General features: G+C 40.8%; 24 protein-coding genes and 1 pseudogene. 5 read left to right on the forward strand and 20 right to left on the reverse strand.

The window, feature by feature from the left end; all coding sequences use genetic code 11:
• Positions 1–136: 136 nt before the first annotated feature.
• The 5 genes from BQ5364_RS14675 to BQ5364_RS14690 all read right to left on the reverse strand — a co-directional run bounded on the left by BQ5364_RS14675 (position 137) and on the right by BQ5364_RS14690 (position 3,423).
• Positions 137–544 carry a Fur family transcriptional regulator gene (locus BQ5364_RS14675; RefSeq protein WP_004612875.1) on the reverse strand — a complete coding sequence of 136 codons (408 nt, stop codon included), beginning with the start codon at positions 542–544 and terminating at the stop codon, positions 137–139.
• Between the two features lie 19 nt (positions 545–563).
• The gene (locus BQ5364_RS17535; protein ID WP_004612876.1) at positions 564–701 is read right to left on the reverse strand and encodes a FeoB-associated Cys-rich membrane protein; all 138 of its coding nucleotides are present in this window, start codon (positions 699–701) and stop codon (positions 564–566) included.
• 37 nt (positions 702–738) lie between these two features.
• Positions 739–2,895: a ferrous iron transport protein B gene (gene feoB, locus BQ5364_RS14680; protein ID WP_004612877.1), complete on the reverse strand. Its 2,157-nt coding sequence runs from the start codon at positions 2,893–2,895 to the stop codon at positions 739–741.
• A 71-nt stretch (positions 2,896–2,966) separates the two neighbouring features.
• A complete protein-coding gene (locus BQ5364_RS14685; protein ID WP_004612878.1) occupies positions 2,967–3,188 on the reverse strand; it encodes a FeoA family protein in 222 nt (73 codons plus the stop codon).
• A gap of 22 nt (positions 3,189–3,210) precedes the next feature.
• Positions 3,211–3,423 carry a FeoA family protein gene (locus tag BQ5364_RS14690; protein WP_004612879.1) on the reverse strand — a complete coding sequence of 71 codons (213 nt, stop codon included), beginning with the start codon at positions 3,421–3,423 and terminating at the stop codon, positions 3,211–3,213.
• Between the two features lie 182 nt (positions 3,424–3,605).
• Here BQ5364_RS14690 and BQ5364_RS14695 point away from each other — a divergent pair, with 182 nt between their 5' ends.
• Positions 3,606–3,971 carry a metal-dependent transcriptional regulator gene (locus tag BQ5364_RS14695; RefSeq protein ID WP_004612880.1) on the forward strand — a complete coding sequence of 122 codons (366 nt, stop codon included), beginning with the start codon at positions 3,606–3,608 and terminating at the stop codon, positions 3,969–3,971.
• Positions 3,972–3,995: 24 nt separating this feature from the next.
• Here BQ5364_RS14695 and BQ5364_RS14700 read toward each other — a convergent pair whose 3' ends face one another.
• From BQ5364_RS14700 to BQ5364_RS14720, 5 genes are all read right to left on the reverse strand, one after another.
• Entirely contained in the window at positions 3,996–4,661 is a 666-nt protein-coding gene (locus tag BQ5364_RS14700) for a YoaK family protein (protein ID WP_071144539.1), read from the reverse strand.
• 21 nt (positions 4,662–4,682) lie between these two features.
• Positions 4,683–5,798: a 5-methyltetrahydropteroyltriglutamate--homocysteine S-methyltransferase gene (locus tag BQ5364_RS14705; RefSeq protein ID WP_022250741.1), complete on the reverse strand. Its 1,116-nt coding sequence runs from the start codon at positions 5,796–5,798 to the stop codon at positions 4,683–4,685.
• A gap of 114 nt (positions 5,799–5,912) precedes the next feature.
• Positions 5,913–6,830: a LysR family transcriptional regulator gene (locus tag BQ5364_RS14710; protein WP_004612883.1), complete on the reverse strand. Its 918-nt coding sequence runs from the start codon at positions 6,828–6,830 to the stop codon at positions 5,913–5,915.
• Positions 6,831–6,839: 9 nt separating this feature from the next.
• Positions 6,840–7,499: a PHP domain-containing protein gene (locus BQ5364_RS14715; RefSeq protein ID WP_004612884.1), complete on the reverse strand. Its 660-nt coding sequence runs from the start codon at positions 7,497–7,499 to the stop codon at positions 6,840–6,842.
• 15 nt (positions 7,500–7,514) lie between these two features.
• On the reverse strand, positions 7,515–8,705 hold the full coding sequence (locus tag BQ5364_RS14720) for a glycosyltransferase family 4 protein (protein ID WP_004612885.1): 1,191 nt from the start codon (positions 8,703–8,705) through the stop codon (positions 7,515–7,517).
• Between the two features lie 332 nt (positions 8,706–9,037).
• On the opposite strand from BQ5364_RS14720, the gene BQ5364_RS17980 reads away from it, so the two are divergent.
• Positions 9,038–9,205 carry a hypothetical protein gene (locus BQ5364_RS17980; protein WP_159431695.1) on the forward strand — a complete coding sequence of 56 codons (168 nt, stop codon included), beginning with the start codon at positions 9,038–9,040 and terminating at the stop codon, positions 9,203–9,205.
• 53 nt (positions 9,206–9,258) lie between these two features.
• On the opposite strand, the gene BQ5364_RS14725 is transcribed toward BQ5364_RS17980, so the two are convergent.
• A complete protein-coding gene (locus BQ5364_RS14725; RefSeq protein WP_004612887.1) occupies positions 9,259–11,052 on the reverse strand; it encodes a flavin reductase in 1,794 nt (597 codons plus the stop codon).
• 16 nt (positions 11,053–11,068) lie between these two features.
• A complete protein-coding gene (locus BQ5364_RS14730; RefSeq protein ID WP_004612888.1) occupies positions 11,069–11,854 on the reverse strand; it encodes an HD domain-containing protein in 786 nt (261 codons plus the stop codon).
• A 143-nt stretch (positions 11,855–11,997) separates the two neighbouring features.
• Here BQ5364_RS14730 and BQ5364_RS14735 point away from each other — a divergent pair, with 143 nt between their 5' ends.
• From BQ5364_RS14735 to BQ5364_RS14745, 3 genes are read left to right on the forward strand one after another with little or no spacing between them, the layout of a single operon-like run.
• Complete coding sequence (locus tag BQ5364_RS14735) at positions 11,998–12,558, forward strand: hypothetical protein (RefSeq protein ID WP_004612889.1); 561 nt, start codon at positions 11,998–12,000, stop codon at positions 12,556–12,558.
• A gap of 1 nt (position 12,559) precedes the next feature.
• The gene (locus tag BQ5364_RS14740) at positions 12,560–13,948 is read left to right on the forward strand and encodes an MBOAT family O-acyltransferase (protein ID WP_044987280.1); all 1,389 of its coding nucleotides are present in this window, start codon (positions 12,560–12,562) and stop codon (positions 13,946–13,948) included.
• Between the two features lie 15 nt (positions 13,949–13,963).
• Entirely contained in the window at positions 13,964–15,064 is a 1,101-nt protein-coding gene (locus BQ5364_RS14745) for an alginate O-acetyltransferase AlgX-related protein (RefSeq protein ID WP_022250744.1), read from the forward strand.
• Between the two features lie 26 nt (positions 15,065–15,090).
• On the opposite strand, the gene BQ5364_RS14750 is transcribed toward BQ5364_RS14745, so the two are convergent.
• From BQ5364_RS14750 to BQ5364_RS14785, 8 genes and pseudogenes are all read right to left on the reverse strand, one after another.
• The gene (locus BQ5364_RS14750; protein ID WP_004612892.1) at positions 15,091–15,891 is read right to left on the reverse strand and encodes a hypothetical protein; all 801 of its coding nucleotides are present in this window, start codon (positions 15,889–15,891) and stop codon (positions 15,091–15,093) included.
• Positions 15,884–16,702: an ABC transporter ATP-binding protein gene (locus tag BQ5364_RS14755; protein ID WP_004612893.1), complete on the reverse strand. Its 819-nt coding sequence runs from the start codon at positions 16,700–16,702 to the stop codon at positions 15,884–15,886. Before BQ5364_RS14755 ends, BQ5364_RS14750 begins: the two co-directional genes overlap by 8 nt.
• Entirely contained in the window at positions 16,683–17,054 is a 372-nt protein-coding gene (locus BQ5364_RS14760) for a DUF6054 family protein (protein ID WP_004612894.1), read from the reverse strand. The genes BQ5364_RS14755 and BQ5364_RS14760 overlap by 20 nt, the downstream gene beginning before the upstream one ends.
• Before the next feature lie 11 nt (positions 17,055–17,065).
• On the reverse strand, positions 17,066–18,079 hold the full coding sequence (locus BQ5364_RS14765) for a hypothetical protein (protein ID WP_071144540.1): 1,014 nt from the start codon (positions 18,077–18,079) through the stop codon (positions 17,066–17,068).
• Entirely contained in the window at positions 18,072–18,407 is a 336-nt protein-coding gene (locus BQ5364_RS14770; protein WP_071144541.1) for a hypothetical protein, read from the reverse strand. Before BQ5364_RS14770 ends, BQ5364_RS14765 begins: the two co-directional genes overlap by 8 nt.
• 342 nt (positions 18,408–18,749) lie before the next feature.
• Positions 18,750–19,347 (reverse strand): annotated as a pseudogene (locus BQ5364_RS18870) (IS66 family transposase); the annotation flags it as partial.
• Between the two features lie 109 nt (positions 19,348–19,456).
• Complete coding sequence (locus tag BQ5364_RS14780) at positions 19,457–19,903, reverse strand: GNAT family N-acetyltransferase (RefSeq protein WP_022238938.1); 447 nt, start codon at positions 19,901–19,903, stop codon at positions 19,457–19,459.
• A 72-nt stretch (positions 19,904–19,975) separates the two neighbouring features.
• Entirely contained in the window at positions 19,976–20,635 is a 660-nt protein-coding gene (locus tag BQ5364_RS14785) for a Crp/Fnr family transcriptional regulator (RefSeq protein WP_022238937.1), read from the reverse strand.
• Positions 20,636–20,679: the final 44 nt, after the last annotated feature.

Raw genomic sequence — 20,679 nt, forward strand, 5'->3', positions numbered from 1 at the left:
ATTGATTATATTCCCATGATTCGACAAATTCCAGTTTTTTTTACACTATCGATAAATTTTATCATTTATTTTCTCTACAGCAAAAAGGAGAATGCCACCGTCCAGTACTCCAAGACTGTGTCATTCTCCTTTTCTCCTACATATGTGGGCATGGCTGCAAGGCAATGTGTTTAATTTTCTGTTCATTCACATAACCGCATGCCTTCAGTCCCGCAAGCATCACCGACTGAAGCTTGTTTGATGACAGCCGGCACACAGAATGATCTTCAAACTCAATCACACATCCATTCTGACCGTCACACTCACATACATCCGAAATCCTATACATGTTTTTTCTGCTGATCGCTCCGATCTCCTCTAATGTATTTACCATTCTGTATATCGTCGCAATCCCAATCTGAGGATCTAACTGCGATGCGCGGTAATAGATTTCCTTACAGCAGGAATAATCTTCCTCCATAATAATATCAAGCAACATCAATCTCTGCTTTGTAATTCTGCATCCTCGTTCTTTCAGTTTTTGAATGATAGCCTCCTTCTGCATCCAGTCTCACTCCTCATCTTTAGTGACAATGTCCTCCACAGTGTTTACAGTCTCCACCACATTGAATTGATTTTCCGTTCTTCTTATCTCGAATCATTTTTCTGATAATCAGTGCTACGATTCCAGCTAACGCAATGCCAACAACTGCTGTTCCCATATTACCGCCTCCATTTCAAAATCAATCGGTCTATCAATTATCTTGCTCCTACCATACCTTTCATATTGACATTTAATGTCTTGCTTTCTTTGTATGGTCTGACAAGCAGATAAATAAACCCAATTACTAATATAAACGCTACTACAGTTCCAGCGCCGAATGTTCCGGTGCTGATCAATGTTCCAATCTGGTAGATGCAAAGTGAAACAATGTATGCAAGACCTGTCTGGTATCCGATTGCAAACCAGAACCATTTTGCATTATTCATCTCTCTTTTAATCGCTCCCATCGCCGCAAAGCAAGGCGCACAAAGAAGGTTGAACACTAAGAATGAGTAAGCCGCAACCGCTGTCATACTTCCTGCAAGCTGTCCCCAGATCTCGATACCGTTGTCTGCATTTACCTCCGCAAATCCAAATAAAATACCAAATGTACCAACTACATTTTCTTTAGCAATCAATCCTGTAACTGCCGCAACTGCCATTTTCCAGTCGCCCCATCCAAGAGGTACAAAGATCGGTGCAATCACACTTCCGATGTGAGCTAAAATACTGTCGTTCAATTGTTCTGCCTCCAACATACCAAATGTACCGTCACCCCATCCAAAGTTCATCAAGAACCACAATACAATTGTAGATAACAGAATAATTGTACCTGCTTTTTTGATAAATGACCAGCCTCTTTCCCACATACTTCTAAGTACGTTTCCAACTGTTGGCCAGTGATACGCCGGAAGTTCCATTACAAACGGTGCCGGATCTCCCGCAAACATCTTTGTTTTCTTTAAAATGATACCGGAACAGATGATTGCTGCGATTCCAACAAAGTAAGCACTTGGTGCAACCCACCATGCGCCATCGAACAACGCTCCCGCAATCAATGCAATGATCGGAAGTTTTGCTCCACATGGAATAAATGTTGTTGTCATGATTGTCATCTTACGGTCACGGTCATTTTCAATCGTTCTCGACGCCATGATACCCGGAACACCACATCCGCTTCCGATCAGCATCGGGATAAATGATTTTCCGGAAAGTCCAAATTTGCGGAAAATTCTATCCATGATAAACGCAACTCTCGCCATATATCCACACGCTTCCAAAAATGCAAGAAACAAGAATAACACAAGCATCTGAGGTACAAAACCAAGAACTGCTCCTACACCAGCCACAATACCGTCAAGAATCAATCCCTGAAGCCATCCTGCACAGCCGATACCGACCAGGAATTTTTCAATCGCAGGCGGAATGATTTCTCCGAACAATACATCATTAGTCCAATCTGTCACCCAAGTTCCAACCGTTGTGACCGAAATATAATATACAAGGAACATAACCGCCGCAAAGATCGGAAGCGCAAGCCATCTGTTCGTCACGATATGGTCGATCTTATCTGATGTTGTCATCTTATTCTGTTTATTCTTCTTGACACAGTCATGAATAATAGAAGAAATATATACGTATCTCTCATTTGTAATGATACTTTCTGTGTCATCGTCAAACAATTCTTCCATTTTTTGAATCTCTGCGGATACATCCGGAACAGATTTCATCTGTGCCTGAATTTTATCATCTTTTTCCAACAGCTTGATTGCAAAGAATCTCTTCTGTTCTTCCGGAACAGTTCCCGTCAGCATGTTTTCAACTGTCTTAATCGTATTTTCAGCATCTTCTGAGAATGCATGTACCGGCGTCATCGCTTTTTTCTTCTGCGCAAGCCCTACTGCCTTCTCCGCAGCTTTCTGAATTCCTGTTCCTTTTAATGCTGAAATCTCGACAACTTCACAGCCAAGCTCTTTGCTCAGCTTATCTGTATAGATCTTGTCTCCGTTCTTTTGCAGTACATCTACCATGTTGACTGCCATAATTACCGGAATGCCAAGTTCCATCAATTGTGTGGACAAATATAAGTTTCGCTCAATATTTGTACCATCTACGATATTAATAATGGCGTCAGGTCTCTCGCCAATCAAATAGTTTCTCGCCACTACTTCCTCTAATGTATATGGTGACAAAGAATAAATTCCCGGAAGGTCCATGATAATAACATCTTTATGACCTTTCAGTTTTCCTTCTTTTTTTTCTACTGTTACTCCAGGCCAGTTTCCTACAAATTGGTTTGAACCAGTCAGAGCATTGAACAACGTTGTTTTTCCGCAGTTTGGGTTACCTGCTAGTGCTATCTTTACTGACATCTTCTCTCTCCTTTTTTATGTTTGTCGAATCTTGTTTTTATTAGTTTTAACTAACCATTTGCTAAAAAAAATTATTCTACCTCTATCATCTCAGCATCTGCTTTTCTCAACGACAATTCATATCCTCTTACTGTTACTTCCACCGGATCACCAAGCGGCGCTACTTTTCTCACAAAAATCTCTACTCCTTTTGTGATCCCCATATCCATGATTCTTCGCTTCACCGGTCCCTCACCAGTCAGTTTCTTTACCTTGACGGTCTTACCGCAGGCTACCTCCTTTAACGTTTTCATCTCTTTTCGCCCTCTTTCATCACTAAACCATAATCTTGTTTGCCATATCTTTCCCAATCGCAACTCTGGAATCTTTCACATTCACAATCATGTTACCTCCGATTTCAGAGATTACGGTAACTACTCCGCCGGTAACAAAGCCAAGATTTTCTAAAAATCGTCTTGTCTCTTCTTTTCCACCGACTTTTTTAATTACATTTTCTTCTCCTGGATTCACCATCGTTAACGGCATCATACACACCTCTTCTTTCTGATAATGATAAACAATTTCATTTCACATGGTTAGTATACTCTAACGTTTATTAGATGTCAATATAATTTCTCTATTTTTTTTCCATTATGGCAATCTTTACAGGGATATGATATAATGCTGTTAGGCATTATGTCTATGCATAATAGAGTGAAGGAGGGAAGCCTATGAAACCTTTTGTAAATGAATCCGCTGAGAATTATCTCGAGACGATTTTAATGTTGAGCAAAAAGTTACCGGTTGTCCGTTCTGTAGATATCGCAAACGAATTGGATTTTAAAAAATCAAGTGTAAGCGTTGCAATGAAAAACCTGCGTGAAAAGAATCATATTACAGTCACAGATGCCGGATTTATATATCTAACAGAATCCGGACGTGAAATAGCAGAGATGATCTATGAACGGCACCGTCTTTTGTCCGATTGGTTGATTCGCCTCGGCGTGTCGGAAGAGACAGCGAACGAAGACGCCTGCCGTATGGAACACGTGATCAGTGCAGAAAGCTTTGAAGCGATTAAAAGACATGTAAAATAAAGACGCCGGCAAACGCCGGCATTTTTATTGCTTTTCTCCATCTATGAACATCATGACAAACGCCATACCTAACATCACCACACAGACTATCAATGCTTTTTCAGACAAGTATTTCACACAGATATTCCCCAAAACTGCCCCAATTACAAAACAAAAAATAATTCCGTAATATAAAAACCCTTTTTTGAGATGCTCTTTTCTTTTCGAGCCCAAATACTCACACATCTGCTGTGTCGCGCTGCGCAGGTTTCCAATACACATCGTCGTCGCAATTCCATTTCCATGTATCTTCCGGAAACTCTCAACCTGTATCCCACAGGCAAGTGACGTCAGACTATTTGCCGGAAGATTGAACTTTTGCGGTATGAAACAGACTACAAATAATACAACTGCTTCACTTAACACCGACAGCTGTCTCCAGTGGAAAATACTTTTTTCTTTAATCTTCATTCGGACAAGATCTGCAACTCCGATTCCGGTCACAAATGCAATGACCGGAATTAAATACCTGATTGCCATATCCCACTGTCTTTCCGACATATAGATACCAAATAATAAGATATTTCCCGTCTGGGCATTCGCAAATACCTTTCCTCTGCACATATAGGAATAGGCATCCATAAACCCTCCCGAAAGCGCAAGTATAATTCCAAGCCGAATGGACTCCGACATTTGTCTTGATCGTTTCACAGTACCACTTCTTTCAATTTTCTATTCTTTCCAAGTTGCTGAGGCAATCTTCTTAACAAGCGCAAGCTTTGCCCACTGCTCCTCCTCGGTCAGTTTATTTCCGATCTCACACGATGCAAATCCACACTGAGGACTGAGGTACAGACGTTCCAGCGGTACATACTCAGCCGCCTGCCGAATTCTTTCTTTGATTAGCTCTTCGCTCTCAAGAACCGGTGATTTTGTTGTAATAAGCCCAAGAACAACTTTTTTATCATCTGAAACAAATCTAAGCGGCTCAAATCCTCCCGAGCGCTCATCGTCAAACTCCAGATAATATGCGTCCACGTTCTCATTTGCAAACAGATATTTTGCCACTGGCTCATACCCGCCTGATGATGCCCAGGTAGAATGGTAGTTTCCCCGGCATACATGAGTTGTAATCACAAGATCCTCTGGTCTTCCCTCAATCGCAAGGTTGTTCAGGCGAAGATATTTTTCTGCCTCGCTTTCTATTGTAACACAATCCTGCTGTCTTGCCTCCCAATATTTTTTATCACAAAACATACCCCATGTGCAATCGTCAAATTGAATATTTCTGCAGCCTGCTTCATAAAGTTCTTTGATCACAGTGCGATATGCTTTCGCAATATCCTGAATGAGCACTTCCTCATCTGGATAAAATTTCACTGTATTTTTTCCATTTTCTTCTCGAAATAGCTCTGCCAGCAGCTGCGCCGGGGCAGGAATCGTCTGTCTTGCCACTGTGTTTTCATCTTCAAATTGTTTCACAAATTTAAAATGTTCTACAAACGGGTGACCCTCTCCACTGATCTTTCCGCTCACAGCAACGGAGCCGTGCGTAGTCTCTTCTCCATGGAAGAAATATCCATGATCCAGCTCAATATGCTCAACTCCATTTAATCCCCACATAAAATCCAAATGCCAGTAGCTTCTGCGAAATTCTCCATCGGTGATCACATGATATCCTGCTGCCTTTTGTTTTTCTACCAGATCACGAATCGCCTCATTCTCAACTTCTTCCAATTGTTTCTCCGATATTTTTCCACTCTCAAAATCTGCTCTCGCCTGCTTTAACTGTGCAGGTCTTAAAAAACTTCCTACAAAATCATATCGAAACGGTGCATTCTTACTCATATCTTCTACCTCCAAATACTTTTGTCTTACCCTCCGGTAATCTATGAAGGTATTATATCGGGACACAATAAATACGTAAAATATCCAAAAATATCTGTTAGCTATAACTTTTAGTTATATCAACTCTGTATTTTCGCCGATATTTCGTTTGAGTGCATCTATATATGCTATTCCTAAACGGCTGAAATGTGACTTCTGATGGCTCACATATCCGATATGCATATCCCCCTCTTTTTCAAGCGGCACTGCAACAATATTTCCCCCGTTCAGCTCCGAATCGATCACTCCGCTGCAGACAGTATATCCGTCCAACCCAATCAGCAGGTTAAACAGTGTCGCTCTGTCACGCACCCGGATATTTTTTATCCTCTGTACTGTACTGAAAATCTCCTCCGAATAGTAAAAGGAATTATGTTCTCCCTGTTCAAACGAAAGATATGGATACTCATGAAGCTCTTCCATTGTCACAGATTTTCGACTCGCCAGCGGATGTCTGTTGCTTATAAAAATATGCGGCTTTGCAACAAACAGTTCTGTAAACACAAGTTCCTTTACCTTCATAATTTTTCGCAGCACTTTTTCATTAAAATCATTCAGATACAGAATCCCTATCTCACTTTTCATCGCCGCGACATCTTCTATAATCTCATATGTCTGTGTTTCCCGAAGAGAAAAATCATATTGGGCGGTTCCATGCTCCTTGATCAAGTCCACAAACGCATTCACCGCAAACGAATAGTGCTGTGTGGAGACACAAAACTGCTGCTTTCTGCCGGATTTATGCATATACTTTTCTTCCAAAAGATCTGCCTGTTCAATCACCTGTCTTGCATATGCCAAGAACTGCTCCCCCTCATGTGAGACAACAATCCCTTTGTTTGTTCGCTCAAAAATTACAATTTCCAGCTCTTTTTCCAGCTCTCGAATTGATTTGGTGAGACTTGGCTGTGATATATATAATTCTGTTGCAGCTTCGGTCATCGTTCCCTTCTCCGCCACCATCGCCACATATCTCAACTGTTGTAATGTCATAGTTCCCTCTTATCTTTCAATCTCAAATGGTTTGTGAATCGGTGTTTCCATATCCCATATTTTGTATTCTCCATTCCAGTAGTAAGCCGGCTTACACTTACCACTTTTAAACACACGAATCAGGTCTTCCATCGTGCGCACCTCCTCCGGAAAATAAGTTGCAAAAAAGCCGATCTTTCCCGGTATATGACAGTCGCTTGAGCCAACAGTGACCAGTCCAAGTTCTCTTGCATAATCTGCCGCTTTTTTGTTTGCCTCAGGAAGTGTACTTCCGTTGAGCACCTCAACACCGTCCAGTCCCTTTACAATTCTCAGATTTTCTTCCAATCCCCGGTTATTATTGCGAAACGGATGTGCACTAAAACAGATTCCACCCTGCTCTTTCACAATATCGATAAACTTCTGTGCATCCACCCGCTCTTTCGGGTATTCCTCGATTCCTAAAGCCACGATATCCCCCTGCAGAGAAAAAAATTCAATTCCCACAAAAATCGGAAAACCGGTTTTTTCCGAATATTCTTTTGCGTACTCTTTCAATCCCATATCATCGTGATCTGTAATGCAGATTGCTCCAAGTCCCCGCTCCTTTGCAAGCTCCACCATCTCATCCAATTTTAAAAAGCTATCTTTTGAAAATGTCGATTCGTGCATGTGCATATCTATAAACATGTTTTTTCCTCTTTTCTACGTTATCATTTCCAGAACAGTCCGACTGATGCCTTCCCATGAGACACCGTTCAAATCGGGACATTCTTCTTGTTGTTGTTCTAATTTCTTCTCTATTGCCTCCGCCAATTTCTTTTCAAACTCTGGCAATTTTTCTTCTTTCGGCTCATCTACCCGAGTCATCTCAGGCAACGGAACAAACTCCACCTGTTGCCCCGGCACATGCTCATCTAACCACTCTTCCATCCCAGGAATCTGCGAACAGACCACCTTACATCCACATGCCATTGCCTCCATTGTCACCAGTGGCAATCCTTCAAAAAATGACGGGAGAGCAAACACATCGCTTTGCCGAAATACCTCTGCTAAAGCTTCCTGCTGCAAACTGCCTAAAAATATCACCGGATATCTGCATTCTCTGGCAAGCCTGCAAATTTCTTCATACTCTTCTCTGCTGCCATGCCCTCCTGCAATCTTCACAACCAGATTTTCCGGTTTGACCGAAAGCATCTCCAATGCCCGAAGCAGACTGAAAATCCCCTTCTTCTCTGTCACTTTCCCCGCAAATGCCAACTGTCTATAAGGTTTTTCTTCTGTTTTCTTCCGATAAAAAAGGTTTTGATTGTAGCCAACCCCGACAGTGTGCACAAGCTTCTCGCCGCAATTAAAAATCCGGATAATCTCTTTCTTCTGTCCGTCATGCAATGCCACAATGCCATCCAACTGCGGAATCCACTTCTGAATGTATTCCATCTGTAATGGATTTTTACAAATCTGACGCAAATCAGAGCCATGACAAATTCCAATGACTTTCTTCTTCGGATACCATTCCCGCACCAACGCAGTCAGAAGATACAGGTGATGACACACAATCAAATCCGGGCAAAACTCCTCGACCGCTTTTCGCACCACCATTTGAAATGCACTCCGGTACGCTTGAAACATCTCTTCTGTAAAGTCCTTATATCTCGTACTCTTATATGGCATCTCATCCGACATTCCTGCAATTGGAAACGGCAGTTCCTCCGACAAATATTTCACCGGATAAAATATAACTCCCTCTGGGAAATTTACACTGTCCTCCTCATAAACTCCCGCAAGAACTGCCTGCTCATATCCAAGGGCATTCCAGTTCTTTACCAACTCCGTCAGATAAATTCCACTTCCCGTGCTGTGCGGTTTCTGAGCTGTAATATTTAAAATCCTCATTTGTTTTTCTCACTCTTTCTTCCCATTTCTGTAACCTGTCTATACCAATCATACGATAACTCTTTTACCCACACAAGAAAAAAGTTGATATATTTTCTGATTTTCCTTGACCTGTACGCTGCGTACCCCCTTATAATATACCCATCACAAGGAAAGGAGCATACCGTTTATGTTATTAAGCGAAGTGGCAAAACAGGTCAGTCTCTTATCAGTACTTAAATCCTACAGACGAGGAGTATCAGAGACTTTTAGAGCAGACCCGAAAAAATGTAAAACTTCGCAACAGCTTCTTTTGCAAATATCACCCTGCGTTCATCTCGCAACGCCGATTTATGCGAGAACTCCAAAATCAAGGGTACAACGATATTTTTATCCCAAATATGATTGCGCTTTCGCCAAAATATAAAGAATACCACGATGCACTCACAGCGATAAATAAAAGAATCTGCGATGATCTCGGATTGTATTACAATAGCAACTATCATTTGATTATGAAATAAAATAAGAATGTTCAGACATAAAAAGGGAGCCGAATTTCTTCGACTCCTCCTTCTCACGATATCGGCTCAAAATCCGCCACTCCATGTTTGCAAAGCGGACAGATAAAGTCATCCGGCAAGACATCTCCTTCGTAGATGTATCCGCAAACGACACAGACAAATCCTTTCTTTCCTTCTGTCTGTGGTTTTGGTTTTACATTTTTCTGATAATACGTATATGTCATCGTCTCTTTATCGCTCATCACCCGCGCCTCTGTCACCGTACAGATGAACATGCCGTGTGTATCGAGATCCACATACTGCTCCACTTTCAAGGACATAAATGCATTGATGTATTTCGGAAGAAATACTAATCCATTGTCTGAGCGAAGTGTCTGGTATCCTGCAAATTTGTCGACCAGACGACCACTCTGAAATCCAAATGTCTTGAATACTTCAAATGGTGCTTCCACAGAAAGACAGTTCACATTCATCACGCCCGTCTTTTTGATGACATGGTGTGAGTAATTTGCTTTGTTGATATTCACTGCCACACGGTTCGGATTATCTGTAAGCTGTGTCACTGTATTGACGATCAGTCCGTTATCTTTCTCCCCGTCATTGGAAGTCACAACATAAAGTCCATATCCTATCTTAAACAATGCTGTCAGATCATTTTTATTCGCTTTTGTGTCAGACTGTGCAACATATTCTTTACACAATTCCTCCGCCATACCTTCGAGCTGATCCATATTATCACTATTAAGCGAAGACATGATCTTCACATTATGCTCAAGCCAGGAAATGTTTTTACTCTTTTCAAACATTTCCTTCATCACTTTTGCGGCGAGTGGCGCCCAGCTTCCATTTTCGATCAGTCCGATTGTGCGATTTTGGTAATTCCGCTCTGTCAAATGCTCAATAAATGTCTTCATAAACGGAAAGATATCAGCATTGTATGTCGTTGTCGCCAGCACAAGTTTTCCGTAACGGAATGCATTTTCCACTGCTTTTGACATATCCTCACGGGCAAGGTCACATACAACTACTTCAGGGCATCCTTTCTCGCGCAGTTTACTCTCCAACACTTCCACCGATTTTTTTGTATTTCCATAAATCGATGTGTAGGCAATCATCACGCCCTCTGATTCCACCTCATACGAAGACCATGTATTGTATTTTCCGATATAATGTGAAAGATTTTCTTTCAAAACAGGTCCATGCAGCGGACAAATCATCTGAGTATCCAAATTCTGTGCCGCCTTCAGCACGTTCTGCACCTGCATTCCGTATTTTCCGACAATACCGATATAGTAGCGACGTGCCTCATCGTCCCAATCTTCCTCCACATCAAGTGCGCCGAATTTTCCAAATGCATCTGCTGAAAACAACACTTTTTCATAAGAATCATAAGTCAGCATCACTTCCGGCCAATGCACCATCGGGGCAAACAGAAATTGCAGTTCATGCTTTCCAAGTGTCAATGTATCTCCATTTTTTACTTCCAGCTTTTTCTCATCTAAATCCATATCACGGAAGAAATTCGCAATCATCGTAAATGTCTTTGCATTTCCTACGATTGTTGTATCCGGATAAATTTTCATAAAGTTATAAATATTCGCAGAATGATCCGGCTCCATATGTTGAATGATCAGGTAATCCGGCTTTGTTCCTCCAAGTGCGGCTCCAACATTGTCCAGCCACTCATGTGCAAATTTTACATCTACAGTATCTACAACTGCGACCTTTTCATCTCTGATTACGTAAGAATTATAAGCCATTCCATTCGGTACCGCATATTGCCCTTCAAACAAATCGGTCTGATGGTCATTGACTCCTACATAAATAATGTCGTTCGTAACCTTCATTTCGCATTTCCTCCTATTATTTTTTGCTCGCTTTCGTTACACGATTCATTATATATTTTATGACATGGTTTTTCAACTCCTGCATCCGTTCGTTACTGATAAGATTTTCACACGGGATCCTGTCCACAATCTTTTCCACATAAGAGTGTTCCTGAATAATCTGCAGCGTTTCCGTAAAATAAATATCGAAAAAATATGCTATATAAGATACCCAGTAATCCAGATTTGTCTTTCTATCCTCAGACAATACGGAGCGTTCATTGAGACATGCCTCCCAGACTCTCTGGCTGATTTCCTGCGCTCCTGCTTCTTTCGCACTCGCTCCTCCAAGCAGAACCTCCACCCGCTCCTCTAATTTCACACGGCAGTTATCCAGCTTATCCGCATCCCGAATCAGTTCGGCATGCAATAAAGTTCTTGAATCCGAAATCTTTGGAAGCTGAAATGCACTGTGATAACGGATTGCCGTCTCGATTGTCTCATCCCACGTTGTCTCCGGAAGAAATTCTCTGATCCGCCCCTCCCGAAACAAAATATCTGCACCATACTGTGCATGGTCAAAAATGCCCGGTTCAAATGAATCATATAATTTAAGTTGCTCAAATCTTCCTATATCATGCAGCAGGGCAATGATTTTCGCAAGAAAAATATCTTCTTCTCCCAATCCCATCCTCCTTGCGATCTCCTCACTGCAGTCTACAACACCATATGTATGTACAATTTTTAAATAAACTTTTTCATCCTTTCTGTCATACCCGTTAAGGTACAATTCAAAAGCCTGTTTTGCCTGCTCAAAATCCATGCTAAACGCCTCCCTTTGTCTTTATTTATATCATTTCTGTACCGAACTTGCAATTGAGAAATTTTGTGTCTCTCCTCCTAGCTATTCTGCCCGGACTCTGATACAATATAGCCACAAAATAAATTCAAGAAAAAGGAGATCTTATGAAAAAATTTTTATCAATTCTATTAGCCTTCCTTTTAACATTCTCACTGGCAGGCTGTACAAAAAAACAATCTTCAAAAGAAGACACCTCACCAAAAGATGCCTTGGAGATTCTCACAACTGTCTGGTCCTCATACTCGGACGACAACAAATTTCAGGCTATGGGCGGTGACTACAACAATATGACCGACAATAAGCCCGGGAAATTCGATGTCAGCGACACGGAAAGTTTACGCTCTCTGCTGATTGTGCCTGAGGATTCAGCAGGTCTGATCGACGATGCAGCAAGCCTGATTCATGCAATGAATGCGAATACATTTACGGGATCTGCATTTCATCTGTCTGACCCCAAAACGCTCAATACCTTTGCCGATTCTTTAAAAGAATCTATACTTGGCAACCAGTGGATGTGTGGATTCCCGGAAGTATTGCTTCTCGCTCAAATTGGCGATGATTATGTTGTCTCTGCTTTTGGAAATACAGACTTGATCAACTATTTCAAAACACAGTTGACAGACCAATATCCATCTGCAGTCATCTTGACGGAAGAGAACCTATAGTATGTTATTTTCAAGCATTCCTTTTTTATACTACTTTTTACCGCTTGTTTTAGTCTGCTACTTTTGCGTGCCTTTTCGATGGAAGAATTTCATTCTGCTTTTCTTCAGTCTCATATTTTATTCCTGGGGAGAACCACGATATATTTTTTTGATGGTTCTCTCCATCTTACTGGGTTATATCGAAGGTATCCTCATCGAGAGAAAGAAGCATTCCCGACTGATTCTGGCAGGCGCCTGCTGCATTCATCTTGGACTTTTAATGTATTTTAAATACATTGATTTTTTGATTGGAAACCTGAATGCAATTGGATTGTCTATACCGCTTTTCCACATTGCTCTGCCAATCGGTATCAGCTTCTACACCTTTCAAATTTTGAGTTATCTCATCGATGTGTATCGAAAAGACTGTACGGCGCAGACAAATCTGATTTCTTTTGGAGCATATGTGTCGATGTTCCCGCAGTTGATCGCAGGACCGATCGTGCGGTACAAAGACATTGCAGCACAGCTTGAAGTGCGGAAACATTCTGTTGAGAAAGCAGCACTTGGCATCCGAAAATTCATATTGGGATTATCCAAAAAAGTACTTCTTGCGAACTCTCTCGGCGCGCTTTGCAGTACCTTCCAAACCTCCACAGACCGTTCTGTTCTCTATTATTGGCTGTATGCATTTTCCTTTGCGCTGCAGATTTATTTTGATTTTTCCGGTTATAGTGATATGGCTGTCGGTCTCGGCAATATTTTCGGGTTCCATTTTCCGGATAATTTTCATTACCCGTATTTGTCAAGAAGTGTCACGGAATTCTGGAGACGTTGGCACATTACACTGGGGTCATGGTTCCGTGACTATGTCTATATCCCGATGGGCGGCAACCGCGTGAAAAAAAGCCGCTGGTTTTTTAACATCGCAGTCGTGTGGTTTCTGACCGGACTGTGGCACGGTGCATCTTGGAATTTTGTCCTGTGGGGAATGTTCTTTGCGGTTCTGCTTGTATTAGAAAAGCAAGGATTTTCTGCATTTTTGCAAAAACATTCTTTATTTTCCCATATGTATGTCCTGCTCGCAGTGACCGTAAGCTTTGTCATTTTCAATGCAGTCTCCACCAAAGATGCTCTCGAAACGCTCAAGGTCATGTTTAGCGGCGGCTCTTTGCCACTTGTTTCAAAAGAATTCTTATACTATCTCAAAAGCTATGGTGTTATCCTCACCGTTTCTGTGGTCGGCGCCACCCCCTTTGCTGCGCAGCTGATTGAAAGATTCCGTACAAAGAAAACGGCGAAACAGCTCCTCAATATTTTAGAGCCGGCTGTCCTGATTGTTTTAATGCTTACTGTGACTGCTTATCTTATTCAGGATTCTTATAACCCGTTTTTATATTTTCGCTTTTAGAAGGAGGTATTTTCAATGTCAGATCAATGGAAAAACAGAATCGTAATTGTTACCACAGGTATTCTCTTATTTTCTTTTTCCATCGCCTGTCTTCTGAAGCCGTCCGATGAGGTTTCCCTCAGCGAAAGGCGCCCGCTCACACAGTTTCCTTCGCCGGATACAGGAAGCTTGCTCTCCGGAAGCTTTATGGAAAAATTTGATAAATATGCGGTCGATCAGTTTCCGATGCGAGAAGCATTCCGCCACCTGTATTCAACTGTTTCTCTCGATTTACTTGGAAAATCAGATATAGAAGGACTGTACTTAAAAGATGATATGGCAATCGCAATGGAATATCCGATGCACGAGGACTCTTTGAAGCACGCCTCGAAAGTGTTTCAAAGAATTTATGAGACCTGTCTAAAAGGGAATGCGGAAAATATCTATCTTTCCATCATTCCGGATAAGAACTATTTTTTACAGGACGATGACTCTGCACTGACAATGGACTATGATGATTTCTTCCAGACGATGCAAGATGCAAATCCGCAGATGCATTATATCGATATTGCACCGCTTTTGGAGTTAACCGACTATTATCAGACCGATCCCCACTGGCGGCAGGAAAAAATCATCGATGTTGCAAATCATCTCGCAGACTCCATGGGTACTTTTGTCTCAGATGATTTCCAAGAGCAGGTATTTACAAACGATTTTCGTGGCGCTTATGCAGGGCAGGCGGCTCAGAATCTTTCCGGCGAACCACTTTGGTTCCTGACAAGTCCTGCAATAGAACAGTGCACTGTATTCGACCACCAAAACGACCGTCAAATTTCCATGTATGATTTTGTAAAAGGCGACGGAAAAGACCCTTACGAGCTCTTTTTGTCCGGCTCTTTGTCCTATATCACAATTGAAAATCCTGCCGTACAGACAGACCTTGAACTTGTTATTTTCCGCGATTCCTTCGGCAGTGCCATTGCACCTCTGCTTGCCACCGGATACCAAAAGATTACACTGCTGGATGTACGCTATCTTTCAAGCTATTCGCTGCCATCACTGATTGATTTTAAAAATCAGGATGTCCTGTTTCTCTACAGTACATCGGTCTTAAATCACAGCGAGACACTGAAATGACGGAAATCCGTCATCAGTGTCTCTTTTTAGATATATAAATCTTTCTTGCAAAACAGGAAAATTCCTGCTGCAAACAGCGCAATTCCACCGATAAGTAAAATAGTAACTCCCATCAGCGCACTGCTCTTTCCAGCCACAAGATTTTCCGGCTGAAACAATGTAAAAAACGTAAAATATTTCGCTTTCTCTGCATCTTCCCCTGCATTTGCAAGCATCTGCAGAACATACATCAATGCAGGAATTCCTGCACCTAACCCAATACTGTATCTCGTATCCGAGAACAGACACGATGCCAAAAAGCAGATTCCTGCAATAAATAACAACAGGCAAAACAATCCAGAGTTCAGTTTCAAAAGTTCTGCGATCTCCAATTCATTCGGAAAGCTCCCCTGTGCCACCACGATTTCCAATACTGTCTCATAGCCAAGTAACTGAATCACTCCACTGATAAGTACGCTCGCCTGTGTACACGCAATCTTCTGCCGTTTTACCGGCGCCGCCACAAGAGAAACCACAGAACCTCGGTCAACATATTTGGCAATCAGACCATTTCCTCGCAGAATACAGAATACCATCGGGAATACAATCAAAATAAATCCATATAAATATGATATCATAAATCCAATCAGGCTCGTAGCTCCCGCATGTATTCCGACTGCCGCCATCAGTTCCGGCATCACCTTCACAAAATCATCCAATGTTTTCATCATCTCTGGATCATACATCCGAATAATCACAGTGACATAGAGCGTGATCACTGCCGCAAAAATGAGTAACACCTTGATACTGCCTTTCATTTCTCGTTTGTACAACAGAAGACTAATCATCGCTCTCACCTCCATAATAATGCATAAAGATTTGCTCCAAACTTGGTTTGGTGAAAACTGTCACGTTCTGTCCATCACGAATTCCGTCAAAATCATTGGCAAACTGTTTCGCCATCTCCACATTATCTAGTGTAATCGTATAAGAATGCACATGACATTTGCGAAGTTCATCCACCGAATCGACCGCCATCAGCTTCCCATTGCGTATAATCCCAATCTGCTGGCAAGTCTTCTCCACTTCCTCAAACATATGACTAGACAGCAAAATCGTCTTTCCACGTTTCTTCTCTTCTTCTATCAGCTCCACAAACCGACTTTGCATCAATGGATCCAGTCCGCTTGTCGGCTCATCCAAGATAAGAATCGTCGGATCGTGCATAAACGCTGCGACAATCCCGATTTTTTGCTTCATTCCCTTGCTCATCTTTTTGATCTTTCCCCGCGGGTTTACCTCAAATCGCTCCAAAAGCTCCTTTTGGCGATTCTCGAAACCAAGTTTGCGATATTTCTGCATAAATTTAAGAAATTCCGTCCCAGTCATATCCTCAAAAAAACTGATTTCTCCGGCTATGTAACCAAGCTGCTTTTGGATCTTGTCACTTTCCTTCCAACAATCCAGACCATTGATCGTGCAGCTTCCTGATTTTGCTTTCAAAAATCCCATAAGATGTCGAATCGTGGTTGTCTTCCCGGCGCCATTCGGTCCAAGAAAGCCGAACACTTCGCCCTCTCCAACCTGAAAAGATACATCAAAAATTCCCTTTCCTCCTCCAAAGTCACGCGAGAGGTGCTCAATTTCTATTACACTCATTATTTTTCTCCTGAAAACCATATTCCTGCAGAACTTCTACTGCCATATCTGCGAACTCTGCATTTGCTCCATAACTAAAATTCCACAGTCCTTCGCCACCACCGGAACCAACGATATCCGCCGTCTGCATCTGCCCGTCATCCGTCAGCATCACTGTCAAACTCGCATAGCTTCCATTTCTCCAATAATATCTCTCAAAACTTAGTAGCATTACAAATGCATTCCCCAATACTTTGTAATCGTCACACACCCGCTCTGCTTTGATTTTTTCTTTTAAATCCTCCCCCAAATCCTTTACACTTTTTCGAATGTTATAACATTCCATTTTCTTCACAACACTTGCCATAAACATCTACCTCTCTCTTACCGCTTGCCCGGAAATACAATAATATTACTCTTCGGTTCTTCCGCAACCATTTCTTTTATCATATGCCCACGCCTCATCACGGTATTCGTATGCTCCCATACATTGTCGATTCTCTGCAATAGCTGTCTCCGCAGCTTTTCATTCGTTGAAACATAATCAAAGTCCATAAATCCTACTTCCAGCACATCCCGAATATGCTCATATGTACCACCGGTGCGGATAATCATCTGAATGGTTTTACAAAGCAATTCTGCCTCGCGCTCTTCTTCATGTCCTTCTTTTATAAAGAAATCCTTCAGTTCCAGCATATATTTGTTAAATGGAAGATAGCCTTTCGTCCCCAAATGTTCAATTTCTTCCTTCGTCGGCTCATAAAACGGACAGCCTCCTTGTCTTTTTTGAAGCTCCTTATACATATTTCCGTCGGTCCAAAGTTTTAAAATCAACTTCTCTCCTCTTAATTCAAAATACTTTTTATTCTCCGGTATCGCTTCACAAAAAGAAATAACTTCAAATAGTTCCTTCTTACTTCCGCCATCTCTCACATACAAATTTATCACTTGTTCAATTGAGCACATACCATATAGTTCCGACAATACATTCAAATACATTAACAGCTTTTTATCCGTGTTAAGACTTTGCTTCCAGATCGTATCACAATTTTTCAAATATGCCTTCCGCACCTCTTCCGGTACACAAACAACTCCTCCATCCCAGTCATAACCGATTCCGATATAGGCGCCTTCCGCCAAATAATCATACTGATGTTCGTTTGATTCAATCCAAACCTGACTCTCGCCGGAATCCAATAATTCTAGCTCCGCTTCGTTCAAATACATAAAATATTTCCTCATCACATCTGCATCAAGAAGTGCACGACACAAAAATTCAACCATCTGCGCCTTTTTATATTGCGAATATCCATGTAAATGATGAAGCTTTGCAATCTCCACCAGATCGCTCTTCCGATATTGACTTAAAATTTCATGTAAGGTAATGCTATCACTCATCTTTCGTGTACCCCCTATTTTTCTTTGTTACCTTTTCTTCAAGTTTTTCTGTAGGTAATCTTCTATATACTTTTGAATATTTCTCTTTTTCTTTCTTTTCCAGGCACTGCTTTACTCTCCACCTATCATCTAATCCATCTAGTCCTTTAATAATCGCTTGCACAATATATGGCATTAACATGATTACAAATGAGATAGCAAACGGCTCAATGCCCCTTTTTGATATGCTTTGTATAATTCCATTGACAATCCATATTGTTGTCCACACTGTTTTGTACGGACAAAATTTTATAAAATAACTTGTCGTTGCTTGTACTAATAAACGCATCGCTACAAAGTAATCTCTGCCCTTTTTTCATGCTATCACTCCTTATATACTTAATCATATCACACCAGTTTTTACAAATCCATCAGAGCTTGTACTTTTTTTCTTTGTATATTATTTTTCGTTTTAAAATATTTTCTCTATTCCCCACGAGGCTCGTGACGCTCCTTAATAAAACATCCTACATGCTCTTTCTATTCAATATGATTAAATATATCTCATGTTGTAGTTTATCGCCGGTTTTACCATCGCCGCGTTGGTCTTTTCTCCCATTTCAATACATCGTAAACGCAAAATAGCGAGTACCTTGACATTTTTAGGCGGCTGCTTTGCAGCCACCGATATTTAAGCTTTGCGGATCCCTGCCGGAAGTTTTTCTGACCAGGGCAGAAGATCTTCCAGAAAAGAACAATCCTTATCATTCATGTGTTTCGGAATCTCTTCCAAGAGATGCTGCACATAATCAAAAGGTTTCAGATTATTGGCTTTTGCAGTTTCTACAATACTGTAAATGATTGCGGAAGATTTGGCTCCATGAATCGTATCGATCATCTGCCAATTCTTTTTTCCAATACAAAAGCCTCGGATTGCCCTTTCGGATGCATTATTATCAATCGGAACATCTCCGTCTGTAAGAAATACCCGGAGATATTTTTCCTGATTTAGTGCATATCTTACGGCATCACCAAATTTGTCCTTTTTAGACACATTTATGGTTTTCAGGTACGAAAAAAAAAGCATCCACAAGAGGTTTGATAACCGCCTGCCGCTGTTTAATCCGTTCATCAGAAGAAAGGGCATTCAGTTTCCCTTCTTCCCGATAGATCGCCTGAATCTGTTTCATCAGAAGAAATGTATTGGATTCCTTTTGATAGGATTTTGGGATCAGCTTTAAGGCTTCATCAAATCTACGGCGACAGTGCACCCAGCATCCGGCAAGGGTATAAAATATTGACACATGATAGGATAATAAACTAAAAGGATAGTCATCTGACGGGCAGTATACTGCCCGTCAACCTTAATACAACATCGAAAATAATCTTTTTATACCATCATCTTTTCATTTCTACGATTTTTTTGTTAGTATTTTCTATATCCATCGTAGTGTTTGTCAAATGAAATCCATGTTTTTGATAAAAAGAAATTGCCTTATCATTTTCTTGAAGTACCCATAAATGATTGGTCTTTAATTCTTTAATTGCAAATTCAATTAATTCTGAGCCTATTCCGCTATTTTGAAAAAAAGGATCAACATATAATTTGCAAATTTCTGTCTCTTTTATTTCCATAAATGCACTTACCAAACCATCATCAAAAACATAAATACTTTCTAAGACTTCATCAAATTTAAAATACTCATCAATTATTGAAATAACTTGCAACTTACTAAATGAATAAATTTTGTCTTTAAATACCGGATAATAATTTGCACGATTATTAAAGACATAGATTTCTCCAATTCTTGATAAATCTTCTCTGCTTGCTTTTCTAATGTTCATATAATAACCCCTTGTCAAATATTTTCAACTTTCTTTGAATAACCAGCCATACTAAGCACTTACGACATCCATTCAAAGCATTAATCTGTCTTTTAATAAAAACTGATTCTTATTATATTCAATGAGTCCATCTTTTTGCATTTTGGAAAGTTCGTTGCACATGGTACTACGGTCAACATTCAAATAATCAGCCAGCTGTTGGCGATTATATGGAATGAGAAAAGAATTCCCTCCAAATTGTTTTACACATTCTGAAAAATAGGACATTAATCTCCCACGTATAGATTTAGAACTGGTATGTTGAATCCTTTGAGAAAGTTGAAGACTTTTATATGCACAAACAGTCAACAAATTTTGTACAAGTTTGGTGTGAAAGATACATGATTTAGAGCAAGTAGTCAGAACACGCCCTACATTCATAAATAATACAGAAGTATCTTCAACTGCAGACACTGTAACCAACATTGGTTGGCCCGGAATACAGGCATATACTTCACCAAATACGGAACCAGGGGCAACATTTCCCAGAACGCTGCTATTTCCCCAAATATCATTGCATGATATCATCACCATGCCTGAGAGAACAATTCCTATATTTTCTGTAATACTTCCTTCAGAAAGAATAACTTCACCTTTTTTGTAGCTGTGTTCCGTGGTGTTAAGGCAGTTCAAAAGACTTGTAATTTCAGTTGTTTCTAACCCACGAAATAGTTGTGTATTAGATAAATTCACATTTTCCTCCTTTTTGTTGTTATAACAACATACTTTCATTATAA

The organism is Coprococcus phoceensis (assembly GCF_900104635.1).
In the GTDB taxonomy this organism is placed as follows: Bacteria; Bacillota; Clostridia; order Lachnospirales; family Lachnospiraceae; genus Faecalimonas; species Faecalimonas phoceensis.